This window comes from Corallococcus silvisoli, from assembly GCF_009909145.1.
Lineage (GTDB): Bacteria > Myxococcota > Myxococcia > Myxococcales > Myxococcaceae > Corallococcus > Corallococcus silvisoli.
This window is the reverse complement of sequence record NZ_JAAAPJ010000012.1, coordinates 234,436-246,375: the sequence shown is the minus strand read 5'-3', so window position 1 is coordinate 246,375 and position 11,940 is coordinate 234,436. Positions and strand designations below refer to the sequence as shown.

Genomic DNA, 11,940 nt, shown 5'->3' with positions numbered 1-11,940 from the left:
CTTCAGCCCGGCTGTTCCTCCAGCGCGGCCAGCGCATAGCGGGCCGCGCGGGAGATGGCCTCCGCCGAATCCAGCATCTCCGGGTAGTGCCCCGCCAGCGGGCGCTGCGGGTACTTCAGCTGCGCCACCGCGTTGCGGTAGCTGCGGCGGGCCGCCTCGAACTCCTGCGTGCGCTCCTGCACCTGCGCCAGCAGGTAGTGGCCAATGGCCAGCGTGGGCTCCAGGAAGAGCGCCTTGCTCAGCTCGGAGCGGGCCTCGGCCAGGCTCCCCGCCTGCATCGCCGCCACCCCGCCAAAGACGCGCGCCTCCACGCACAGGGGCTCGCGCTGGAGCGCCTGGCCAAAGGTGTCACGCGCTTCTCCAATGTGGCCGGTGAGCGAGTACAGGTTGCCCAGCGTGAGGAGCGCGTCCAGGTCGGACGGCTCGTCCACCAGCAGGCGCTTCACCCCATCGATGGCGCCGGCGAAGTCCCCTTGCACCATCTTCCGCACGGCCATGTTGAGGCGCTCCGCGGGCGGCAGCAGCTGCGGCCACGAACCGCTGGACCGCACGGCGCCGCCGTCCACCCCGGGGCGGGACGCGGCGGTCTCCACCCGCACCACCGGGAACGCACCGGAGGGCCGGTCCGTCGTCGCGCGGCGAGGCGCGTCCACGGCGCGAGGCGGTTCGGTCCGGAGCGCGGGGAACTCCCCCGTGCGCCGCCCCGCCAGGGGGCTCACCGCGGGCATCTCCGTGGTGGGCCTGCGCGGCGCGTCCCCGGAGCGGGCCCCGGACGCCTCGGCGATGCCCGCCGCGCGCAGCTTCGCCGCGGCCTCCGCGCTGGCCTGGAGCCGCTGGCGCAGCTCCTGCGCGAAGGACTCCGGACTGCCCGGGCGCGGCGGCGGCTCCGTGGCCAGGGACACGCGGGGAGGCGGCAGGGGGCGCTCCCCCAGCGGGCGCCGGTACACGAACGCGCCGTCCACTTCGATCATCTCGAAGCGGTCATAGACCTTGAACAGGCTCTCCGAGTACCCCAGGAACAACAGCCCGCCCGGGCGCAGCGCCGCGAGGAACCGGTCCATCAGCCCGCGGATGGTGGGCAGGTCGAAGTAGATGATGACGTTGCGGCACAGGATGAGGTCCAGCGACGCGGGCGACACCTTGTCGAACACCGGCGCGGCCAGGTTCTGGCCGTCGAAGCGGATGTACTCGCGCAGGATGGGCGACGCCTCGTAGCCGTCCTCCACCGAGCGGAAGAAGCGCTGCAGGCGCTCCGGACCAATCGCCATCGCCCGCCGCGTGGAGAAGCGCCCCTGCCGCGCGGCCTCCACCGCGGCCAGGTTCAGGTCGGTGGCCCACAGGTCCACCTCCACCGCGAGCGCCCCCAGCTCCGCCATCACCAGCGCCAGGCTGTAGGGCTCCTCGCCAGTGGCGCAGCCCGCGGACCAGATGGACACCCTGCGCATCTCACGGCGGGCCCGCGCGAGCATCTCCGGCAGCACGCTCTGCTCCAGCGCCCGGAACTGCTTCGCGTCGCGGAAGAACTCCGTGTGCCCCACCGTCACCAGCGGCAAGAGCGCGCGCAGTTCCTCCTCGCCGCTCGCGCTCATCAACTTCTGCAGGTACTTCTCCGGGTCGCTCAGGCCCAGCGCGGGCATGCGCGTGGACAGCGCCAGCCGGAGGCTGTGATAGCCATCCAGGGTGATCTTCAGCCCTGCCCGCTCCAGGAGGAGCGAGGAGAGCTGCTGGAGCACCTTGTTGCCCACGTTCAGCACGCGTCCACCCACTGCACGAGCGTCGGAGCGATGACATCCAGCGGCAGCACCTGCTGCGCCGCGCCCAGGAGCACCGCCTCACGAGGCATGCCGTAGACGACGCACGTCGCCTCGTCCTGCGCGATGGTACGCCCTCCCCGCTCGCGAATCTCCTTCAGGCCCCTGGCGCCATCACGGCCCATTCCCGTCAGGATGACGCCAATGCACCGCGAGCCGAAGGCCTCTCCGGCCGAAGTGAGCAGCATGTCACACGATGGGCGGAAGCCTCGCAGGGCGGGTCCCGAATCCAGTTCCAGACGGCCATCCGACTTCACCAGCAGATGTCCTCCCGAAGGCGCGATGTACACCGTGCCCGGCTCCATCCACGCGTCGTGCGTCGCCTCGACGACGCGCAGCGCTGTCTCCGTGGACAGCCAATGCGCCAGGCCCTCCGTGAAGCCCTGGCTGATGTGCTGACAGTAGGCGATGGGCGCCGGGAATCCCCGCGGAATCATCCGCAGCACCTGCGCCACCGCCTTGGGCCCGCCCAGCGACGCGGCCAGGGCCACCAGGGGAAACGGAGCTGTCGGTCCTTCCTGCGCCTGCTGCGCACGGGAGGCCCGGGGTGAGGCCGGTGGTGAGCGCACGCCCTTCACCTGCGCGAGCATCACCAGCTTGCGGCCGACGGCCGCCCAGAAGTCCGGCCCCGGGCTCATGGGCCGGTCCATCACGTCCAGCGCGCCCAGGGCCAGGGCCTGGAACGCCTGTTGTCCGGTGAGCACGCCCGGGTGCAACGCGAGGATGGGCGTGGGCCGCACGGCCATCACGCGCTCGATGGCGCCCAGCGCCTCCGAGGAGAGGAGGTCCACCAGGAGCACGTCCGGGAAGTGGCGCCGGACGACGCCCTCCGCGCCCGCGTACTCCGCCTCCGGGGGCCCCACGGCCACCAGGGACTCCCCGTCGAAGAGCCCGCGCACCAGCGCGCGCAGGCCCCGCCCCACCAGGAGGACCCGGAACGCGAGTCCCGTCACCGCCGTGCCGCCGCCCACGAGAGGCTCCTCAGGTCAGCCGATCGATGGACTGCGCCAGGCTCTCCACGCCCAGCTCGCCCTTGACCAGGTACGCATCCGCGCCCGCGTCCAGCCCGCGCCTCTTGTCTTCTGGCGACGCGAGCGACGACAGGATGATGACCGGGATGCGCGCCACGGCGGGCGTCCCCTTCAGCCGCCGCGTGAGGGAGAAGCCGTCCAGCTTGGGCATCTGCACGTCGGTGAGGATGAGATCGTACGTGTTCGTCTGCACCTTCGCATACGCCTCCTCGCCGTCCTGCGCCTCCTCCACGGAGTGGCCCAGCGCCTTGACGAGCGCGCCTTCCGTCGCGCGCGCGATGGGCGAGTCGTCCACCAGCAGCACGCGCAGCCGGCGGCTGGCGGGCGCCTGGGTGACGGGGCGGGCCATGCGGCGCACCTCCGTCATGATGTCCGGCACGTGCAGGAGCACCGCGATGCGCCCGTCCTCCAGCGCCGCCGTGCCCGCGATGAAGGGCGCGCCCTTGAGGAACTCACCGCCGCAGGGCTTCACCGCCACCTCGCGCTCGTCCACGAAGCCGTCCACCACCAACGCGGCGTAGTCGTCGCCGTGACGCACCACCACCGCGGGCGGCTTGTCGAAGCGGTTGCCGCCGTTGAGCCCCAGCAGCGGCCCCAGCGCCACGAGCGCCGTGGGCTTCCCCCGGTGCCGCACCGCCAGCGTGCCGAACACCTCCATGCGGTCATCCGGCTTGATGCGCATGACGGCCACCACGTCCGCGGCGGGCATGCCATAGACGTCGTCGCCCAGGCGCACCAGCAGCACCTTCATCAGGGCGAGCGACTGCGGCAGCCGCAGCGTGACGGTGGTGCCACGGCCCTGGCGGCTCGTGACGCCCACGGACCCGCCCAGCGTCTCCACCTTGCGCTTCACCACGTCCATGCCCACGCCGCGGCCGGACAGCTCGCTGACCGTCTCGCGGGTGGAGAAGCCGGGGCGGAAGATGAGCTCGATGGCCTCGCGCTCCGACAGCGCCGCGGCCTGCACCGGCGACAGGAGGCGCTTGTTGACGGCCACCTGCTTGAGCCGGTCGGTGTCCATGCCCCGGCCGTCGTCCTCCACCTCGATGTGGAGCATGTCGCCGTCCACGCGCACCCGGATGCGGATGCGGCCCGTGTCGGGCTTGCCCATCTGCTGGCGGAAGTCCGGAGACTCCAGGCCGTGGTCCACCGCGTTGCGCAGCAGGTGCACCAGCGCGTCGCGCACGTCGGCCAGCATGGACCGGTCCACGCCGATGTCGGCGTTCTCGATGATCAGGTCCACTTCCTTGTTCTGCGTCTTCGCGATGTCGCGCACCGCGCGGGGGAACGCGTCGAAGACGGTGGACAGCGGCACGAGGCGCGCTTCGGCCACGTGGTCCGCCAGCTGCGCCAGGTTGCCGTGCAGTGTGTTGATGCCGTCCCCGTTGCGGCGCACGAAGCGGAACGCGTCGTCGCGCAGCATGTGCAGGTCGGCCTCCGCGCGCTCCAGCTCCGTGCGCACCGCGTCCGGCACTTCCACGTCCTCGGAGATCCGCAGGAAGCGGTCGCCCAGGCGGCTGAAGCGCTCGAACAGCTGCGCCGTCTCCGTGCTGCGAAGCCGGCCACGGGCGCTCTCCACCAACAGGTCGCCGGCGAGCAGGCCCAGCGAGTCCAGCACCTCCACGTTCACGCGGATGCTGCGATCCGCGATGGAGCTGGCCTTCGCGGGGTTCGGGGCCTCGTCCTCCTTCGCGGGGCTGGGCGCCGGGGCGGAGGGCGGTGCGACGGGCGCGGCCTGCGCGGGCGGCATCGCGGCCACCGCGGACGAAGCCGCGGCGACCGCGGGCGTGGCCGCTGGTGGCGGAGCCACGACCTTTGGCGGGGCCACGGGCGGCGCGGCGGAGGCGGCGGGCTTGCGCACCGGGCCCAGGGCGGGGACCGGATGGCCGGACACCTCCGACAGGGCCTTGACCATCTCCTCGGTGGCGGACGTACCGGTGTGGGCGGCGTCCAGGTCCTCCAGGAGGTCCGACAGCACGTCGCATGCGCGGAGCATGACGTCCGTGGCGGTCTCGGTGGCCGTCTTGCCTTCGCGCTCGGCGCGCAGGACGTCCTCGGCCGCGTGCGCGAGCTGCCCGATGGCGGCCAGGCCCAACATGCGGGCCTCGCCCTTCATCGTGTGCAGTTCGCGCGCGACGTCGTCCGCGGCCTGCTCCGCGGTCTCCTTCTCCAGGTCGATGACTCCCAGTTGGATCTTCTGGAGTCGGTCGGCCGTGACCTCCTGGAACTTCTTCAGGAGGGATTTCTTGAGGGCCTCGGTGTCCATGGGTCGCGGGCGTCAGGGCGCGCGAGGCGCCCGTCGACCCATTTCTCCCCTCAGGAGAACGTCTAGTCGGCCTTGAAGCGCTTGATGAGTTCCGCGAGCCGGCCCGCGAGCTGGGTGAGCTCGGCGGCGGCCCCGGTGGCCTGCTTCGACGCCTGCGTCGTCTGGCGCGTCACGTCCTCGATCTCCGCCATGGAGGCCACCACCTGCTCGGTGGCCGTGCGCTGCTGCTGGGTCGCCAGGTTGATGACCCGGGCCGCGTCGCTCGTCTCCTGCACGCCGGCGAGGATGCCCTCCACGGCCTGCGCCGCCACCGCGCCCAGCTTCTCACCGGACTCCGTGGCGTGCTTGGACGCGTCCGCCGCGCCCGCCGCCGCGGCCGTGGCCTCGCGGATCTCCGTGATGAGGTTCTTGATCTCCTTGGTGGACTCCAGGACGTTCTCCGCCAGCCGGCGCATCTCCGCCGCGACGATGGAGAAGCCCTTGCCCGCCTCGCCCGCGCGGCTGCCTTCCAGCGCCGCGTTGAGCGCCAGCAGGTCGGAGCGGTCCGCGATCTCGTCGATGACCTCCACCACCGTGCCAATGCGCTCCACGCGCTTGGACAGCTTGGAGATGGAGTCCGCCACCGCGACCCCGTCGCTGCGGATCTGCTGCATGGCCTGGATGAACTCGCCAATGGCGCCACGGCCCGCGCGGGCCGCGCCCAGCGTCTCCTCCGCCACGCGCGCCACGCTGCCCGCGTTCTCCGCGATCTGCGCGGAGGCGTGCTTCAGCTCCTCCATGGTCGCGGTCGTCTCGTGGATGGCCGCGGCCTGCTCGGTGGAGGACGTCTCGTGCTGCGTGGACGCCGCCAGCACCTGGTTGGCGGAGGACGACAGCCGCAGGGCGGCCTCGTTGATCTCCCGCACGAAGATGCGCAGCGTCTCGATGACCTTGCCGAAGCCCTCCAGCAGGGGCCCGAGCTGGGGGTCCTCGGTGGACGTGTTCCAGCGCGACAGGTCGCCCTCGCGCACCAGGATGATCAGCGAATCCAGCGCCTGATCGATCTCCTGGGCCGCCACCTGCTTGCGGTGTTCAGCGGAGGAGAACTGCTCCAGCACCTGGTTGAGCAGGTGGCCAAAGCCCGTGGGGTCCGCCTGGACGCGATCCTGCGGCACGCGCGCGTTCAGGTTGCCGGACAGCACCGACATCAGCGTGTCGGTGAAGGGCTTGAGCGGATCCACGACCGCGTTGGCGCTGGCGGCCTTCGCGCCCGGGGACTTCCTCGCGCCGCGGGACTTCGCCGCGGGCTTCTCGTTGGGGCTCTCCAGGGACATGTGTGTCAGTGCCTTCCTTGCGTCTTCAAGGTTTCCGCCAAATCAATCAGCAACACCGGACGCCCTGCCTCACCCTCCAGGCAGACGCCCACCGCGTAGGAAGCCGCCGCCGCCGCGGACGGCATGCGGCGCAGCACGCCCAGCGCCACGGAGCGCACCCCGTTGACGCCGTCCACCTTCAGGTGGCCCTCGCCCTCGGGGGTGTCGAAGACCAGCGCGCGCAGGCCCTTGTGGGGCAGGCCCAGGGCGGGCACGGTGAGGTCCTCCGGGAGCGCCCGGTCGATGCGCAACACCTGCGACGCGTCCGTGCCGTATTCGGCGTCGCCAATCTGGAAGAAGAGGATGTCCACCTCTCCCAACGGTGCGTCCGGATCCAGCTCGGGCACCGGCTCGTCCAGGAAGGCGTTGGCGCTCATCGCATCACCGCGCGCTGACGGGCCGTCTGAAGGAGCTTGGAGAAGTTGAGCAGGTTGAGGCTGTCCTGGGGGCCCGTGCCCTGCTGCACGACGCCCAGCAGGTGTTCGGCGGCCTGATCACCGCCCAGGGGCGGCGGGAGGATGTCCGCCACCGGCACGCGGCGCAGGCCGAGCACGGTGTCCGCCACCACGCCGGAGACGTAGCTGCCGCTGACGCCCACGAAGATGCGGGTGCGCTGACCGATGCGCGCCTCGCCCTTGCTGAGGAAGCGCAGCAGGTCCACCACCGGCAGCACCTGACCGCGGTGGCCGGTGACGCCCAGGATGAACGACGGCGTGCGCGGCAGCGGCGTGAGCAGTCCGGCGCGCAGCACCTCGAGCACGTTCTCGCTCGGGACGCCGAAGCGCAGCTCGCCCACGCGGAAGCAGAAGAATTCCTGCTCCGGCCGGGCCTGGGCGGCCACCGTGCGGTCTGGCGCCATGCGCAGCGCGCGTTGGAGGGGAGTGGAGGTCGGGGTCAAGGCAGCGAAGTATCCTGGACGGGGAGAAAGGGGGTCAAGGGTCCATCGTCCCAAGCGGACCGGCCGCCTGCTCTCCGTTTCGATGGTCCGCCGTGGACCAAAGGTGTAGGGTTGTGGGCTGGGAGCCCCTGAGGAGGACGATGTCCCGCGTACTGGTCATTGACGACAGCCCGATGCTTCTGGAGCTCACCGTCCGGGCCCTGACCGCCGCCGGCTACGAGGCCAGCGGCGCCCAGGACCTGGCCGCGCTCGACCAGAAGCTCACCGAGGGCCCGTTCGCGCTCATCCTCATGGACGTGAACATGCCGGAGATGTTCGGCGACGATGTCGTCGAATACCTCCGCCGCCAGAAGGGCGTCACCGCCAAGCTCGTCCTCTACTCCGACATCTCCGAAGCGGAGCTGGACGCGAAGACGAAGAACTCCGGCGCGGACGGCTACATCCTCAAGAGTGGAGGCCTGGAAGGCGTCCTGGGGGGTGTCATGGGACTCATCGGCGCCCCGGCGCTGAACGTGCCCGCCGCGGTCCCCTCCCCCGCCCCGGCCGCGAGCCCCGCCGCCCCCGCCGCGGCGCCCCCGGCCGCGCCCGCCGCCGGCGCCCTGAAGGCGGTGGCCGCCGGCGCCCGCAAGCCGCGCATCCTCATCGTGGATGACAGTGAGATGACGGCGCGGATCATCGAGGCGGACCTGGTGTCCAAGGGCTTCGAGGTCCACGTCGCGGACACCGCCGACAAGGCCACGAAGATCATCCTGAAGAAGCAGACGCGCCCGGACCTGGTGCTCCTGGACGTGCGCATGCCCAACGTGAACGGCGAGCAGTTCTGCCGCTTCATCAAGAGCAACAGCCTCTTCAAGGGCATCAAGGTGCTGCTGTGCTCCGGGGAGAACGTCGAGGAGCTCCAGCGCATCTGCCGCGAGGCCGGCGCCGACGGCTACATCCCCAAGGACGCCGTGATGGGCAACCTCGTCGCCAAGGAGCTGATGCCCCCCGGCGCCGAGTAGTCCCCGCTCGCCTCAGGGCATCTTGGCCGCCTCGGGCTTCCCGGCATCCGCGGCGCAGGAGCCCTGCTGGGCCAGCGCCTTCATCTGGTTCTGAACATCCGCCGACTTCGCCTCGCTGGGCTTCGCCTCCACGTACCGCTGGAGCGCGGCCAGCGAGTCGCAGGGCCGGTTGAGCGCGTCATAGGTCTTGAGCAGCGCGTTGAGGATGGGCCGCTGGGCGGGCTGGAGGTCGAAGGCCTTCTGGAAGTCCGCCGCGGCGCCTTCGTTCTGGCCCAGGGCCTCCTGCGACAGGCCCCGCCACACGTGGTAGCTGGCGTTCTCCGGCTGCACCGCCACCAGCGCCGTGGCGTCCTTCAGCGCCTTCGCCTTCTCCCCCTGCCTCGCGTTGGCCGTGTACGACAGCTGGAGGAGGACGACGTTGGGGCCGCACGCGGCGACGAAGGTGTCCGACGCCCGGGCGACGCCCTTCAGGTCGTTGGCGCTCATCAGCAGCTGCGCGTACTCCTGCGCCTTCGCCTTGTCGCAGGGCGTCTCCTCCAGCTCCGCGCGCAGCTTGCGCACGAGCGGCTTCTTCAAGCCGTAGTCGAACTCCGGCTCCTCGGGCGCCTTGCTGCACGCGCCGAGGACGGTGACGGCGCCAGAGGAGACACAGATGACGGCGATGCGGAACGCGGACGAGAAGGAGACGGACATGCCCGGCTCTGTAGCCGTCCCCTCCCGGAGGGTCAAACCCCAGGCGTGCCCGCGGCGTTCTCGCGCTCGTCCAGGCCCCGCGCGAAGTTGCCGATGATGAGCCCTGGCCGCGCCGTCTTCAGCCGCTGCAGGAGCGTGCGGATCCCCACCGGCTCGCCGCCCGCGCCCTGGCCTCGCGCGACCTCCAGGTACTGGAGCGGGTCGATGCACAGCGAGCGCGTCTGCACCTGATCCACGCGGTACTTGCGCACCAGGTTCTCCAGCGCCTGGACCTCGCCCTCGCGGTCGGTGACGCCGGGGAACAGGAGCAGGTTGAGCGCCAGGTACGCACCGCGCTCGCGCGCCAGCGCGATGGACGCCTCCACGTCCTCCCAGCCGTACTTCACCGGCTTGTAGTAGGCCTCGTAGAGGCCCTTGGTCGCGGCGTTGAGCGACACGCGGACGGCGTCCAGCCCGGCGTCCAGCAGCGCCTCGAGCCCGTGCGTGAGGCTGGCGTTGGTGTTGATGTTGATGGAGCCCCGGTCCGTCTTCGCGCGCATCAGGCGGATGGACTCCGCGATGAACTTCCAGCGCGTGAGCGGCTCGCCCTCGCACCCCTGGCCGAAGCTCACCATGGTGCGGCCCGGCGCGTGCTCCAGGTGGTACAGGCCGATGGCCGCCATCTCCTCCGCGGAGGGACCGTCATCCATGCGCTCGTGCGAGGCCGGAGGGCCGTCCGCGGGCTGATCCGAGATGCAGCCCACGCAGCGCGCATTGCACATCACGGACGCGGGGATGGCACCCTCGTCGCGCGCGTAGAAGATGTTCTGCGACGTGAAGCACCGGTACAGGAGCGCGCACGTCTTCAACTGCTTGAGCACGCGGCTGTCCGGGAAGCGCTCCATGTGCGCGCTGACGAGCCCCTTCAATTCAGGCGTGGAGTACGCCTCCGGCTCCCAGTGCGAGCGCCGGTCGGTGTGGATGGCCCACGCGACCGGACCGTCCTTGCCCCACGCCGCCGCCGTGTATGCCCACTGAGGCAACACGGGCCCGCTGCCCTTCACCTCCCCGGGCAGGAACGTGCGCGTGTAGCCGGGCGGCAAGAGCGCGCCCACCGCGTTGGGCACGAACGTCTTGCCCCCCGCCTTCATCTCGCGCACCAGCTCCAGCTCACCCGAGTCCGGGTTGAGCCCCACGGGCAGGCGGCCAGGCAGGTGCACCAGGCGCCCCGCCGCCGGCAGGGCGATGGGCTTGTCCTGCGGTGGCACGAGTTCCTCGCCGCTGCGCAGGGTGGCGATGAGGTAGGGATGCTCCATCACCCGGCCCTTGGGGTCCGCGAAGAGCAATTTCGGCGCGTGCGTCATGGGCCGTTAACTAACACGGGTGGACCGCGATGCGTCCAACGCCTCGCGTCATGTGGATGGATGAATGAAGTCCATCACAGCCGACACTCCTGGCGCCGGAGCGCGCCTTGAAAGCGCAGGTGCGCTGGTCTATGGGTCCGCCACGTTTTCCGCAGTCCCCCATTCGTCGGAGGCAGTCGTGATCGTCGGAGTTCCCAAGGAGATCAAAACCCGCGAGTACCGTGTCGGCATGGTGCCCGCGGGCGTTCGCGCGTTGACCAGCGCGGGCCACACGGTGCTGGTGGAGACGAACGCTGGCGTCGGCTCCGGCATCCCGGATTCGGAGTACCAGCGCGTCGGCGCGCAGATCATCTCCAGCGCGGATGAGGTCTGGAAGCGCGCGGAGATGATCGTCAAGGTGAAGGAGCCCATCGCGCCGGAGTACGAGCGCATGCAGCCCGGGCAGATCGTCTACACGTACTTCCACCTGGCGGGCGTGGATCCGGAGCTCACCAAGACGCTCATCAAGAAGAAGGTCACGGCGGTCGCCTACGAGACGCTCCAGCTGGACGACGGCAGCCTGCCGCTGCTCAAGCCCATGTCCGAGGTGGCCGGCAAGATGGCCATCCAGGTGGGCGCCGCGTGCCTGGAGAAGGCCCACGGTGGCAAGGGCATCCTGCTGGGCGGCGTGCCCGGCGTGCGCCGCGGCCGCGTGGCCGTCATCGGCGGTGGCGTGGTGGGCCTGTGCGCCGCCAAGGTCGCCGTCGGCATGGGCGCGGAAGTGACCATCCTGGACGTGAACCTGGAGCGCCTCACCTACCTGGACGACGTGTTCCTCGGCCGCGCGCAGACGCTGGCGTCGGACACGGAGTCCATCGCGCGCACCGTGCGCGAGTCGGACCTCGTCATCGGCGGCGTGCTCATCCCCGGCGGCAAGGCGCCCAAGCTGGTGTCGCGCGAGCTCATCGCGGAGATGGAGCCCGGCTCCGTCGTCGTCGACGTGGCGGTGGACCAGGGCGGCTGCATCGAGACCTGCAAGCCCACCACGCACGACAACCCCACGTTCACCGTGAGCGACGTCGTCCACTACTGCGTGGCCAACATGCCCGGCGCCGTGCCGCAGACGTCCACGTTCGCGCTCACCAACACCACCCGCCCCTACTCCCGGAAGATCGCGGACCTGGGCCTGGTGGAGGCCATCAAGTCCGACCGCGCCCTCCAGCGCGCCATCAACACCTACAACGGCCACATCACCTACGAGGCCGTCGCCAAGGACATGGGGTACGACTACGTGCCCCTGATGGACGCGCTCGGCGGCAAGCGCTAGCAGCTGCCTGCCCCCCGACCGGCCAGCCCTGTGCTGGCCGGTTGCCTGGCGGGGACCCTCGTCCGGGGGTCCCCTCCGGTTCCCACCCTGTGGAATAAATGATCCCGCCGGGCGTCTCCGCACTCCAGAAGCGGGCATGCGGGCGGCGCGGCAGGGGAAAGCGTTGTTGACCCGTCTGTTCCGGTGCATAGATTGACCGTTAGGCAGGCGACGCATTCCCCAATCATTTCGGGCCCCTG

General features: G+C 70.8%; 10 protein-coding genes. 2 read left to right on the top strand and 8 right to left on the bottom strand.

Annotation, left to right across the window (positions count from 1 at the left end; all coding sequences use genetic code 11):
- Positions 1-2: 2 nt before the first annotated feature.
- The 6 genes from GTY96_RS24380 to GTY96_RS24355 all read right to left on the bottom strand — a co-directional run bounded on the left by GTY96_RS24380 (position 3) and on the right by GTY96_RS24355 (position 7,319).
- On the bottom strand, positions 3-1,754 hold the full coding sequence (locus GTY96_RS24380; protein ID WP_161665963.1) for a CheR family methyltransferase: 1,752 nt from the start codon (positions 1,752-1,754) through the stop codon (positions 3-5).
- Positions 1,748-2,782: a chemotaxis protein CheB gene (locus tag GTY96_RS24375; protein ID WP_143908726.1), complete on the bottom strand. Its 1,035-nt coding sequence runs from the start codon at positions 2,780-2,782 to the stop codon at positions 1,748-1,750. Before GTY96_RS24375 ends, GTY96_RS24380 begins: the two co-directional genes overlap by 7 nt.
- Before the next feature lie 10 nt (positions 2,783-2,792).
- Positions 2,793-5,108: a hybrid sensor histidine kinase/response regulator gene (locus tag GTY96_RS24370; protein WP_161665962.1), complete on the bottom strand. Its 2,316-nt coding sequence runs from the start codon at positions 5,106-5,108 to the stop codon at positions 2,793-2,795.
- Between the two features lie 62 nt (positions 5,109-5,170).
- Entirely contained in the window at positions 5,171-6,421 is a 1,251-nt protein-coding gene (locus tag GTY96_RS24365; RefSeq protein ID WP_143908722.1) for a methyl-accepting chemotaxis protein, read from the bottom strand.
- 5 nt (positions 6,422-6,426) lie between these two features.
- Positions 6,427-6,837 (bottom strand): Frizzy aggregation protein FrzB, encoded by a 411-nt coding sequence (locus GTY96_RS24360; protein ID WP_235685820.1) that lies wholly within the window; start codon positions 6,835-6,837, stop codon positions 6,427-6,429.
- The gene (locus GTY96_RS24355) at positions 6,834-7,319 is read right to left on the bottom strand and encodes a chemotaxis protein CheW (RefSeq protein WP_143908843.1); all 486 of its coding nucleotides are present in this window, start codon (positions 7,317-7,319) and stop codon (positions 6,834-6,836) included. Before GTY96_RS24355 ends, GTY96_RS24360 begins: the two co-directional genes overlap by 4 nt.
- A gap of 179 nt (positions 7,320-7,498) precedes the next feature.
- On the opposite strand from GTY96_RS24355, the gene GTY96_RS24350 reads away from it, so the two are divergent.
- Positions 7,499-8,359 carry a response regulator gene (locus GTY96_RS24350; protein ID WP_143908720.1) on the top strand — a complete coding sequence of 287 codons (861 nt, stop codon included), beginning with the start codon at positions 7,499-7,501 and terminating at the stop codon, positions 8,357-8,359.
- Between the two features lie 12 nt (positions 8,360-8,371).
- Here the strand turns inward: GTY96_RS24350 and GTY96_RS24345 are convergent, their stop codons facing one another.
- The gene (locus GTY96_RS24345) at positions 8,372-9,052 is read right to left on the bottom strand and encodes a tetratricopeptide repeat protein (protein ID WP_143908718.1); all 681 of its coding nucleotides are present in this window, start codon (positions 9,050-9,052) and stop codon (positions 8,372-8,374) included.
- Positions 9,053-9,084: 32 nt separating this feature from the next.
- Complete coding sequence (locus GTY96_RS24340) at positions 9,085-10,395, bottom strand: radical SAM protein (protein ID WP_161665961.1); 1,311 nt, start codon at positions 10,393-10,395, stop codon at positions 9,085-9,087.
- Between the two features lie 178 nt (positions 10,396-10,573).
- On the opposite strand from GTY96_RS24340, the gene ald reads away from it, so the two are divergent.
- Positions 10,574-11,701 carry an alanine dehydrogenase gene (ald, locus tag GTY96_RS24335; RefSeq protein WP_143908714.1) on the top strand — a complete coding sequence of 376 codons (1,128 nt, stop codon included), beginning with the start codon at positions 10,574-10,576 and terminating at the stop codon, positions 11,699-11,701.
- Positions 11,702-11,940 lie beyond the last annotated feature (239 nt).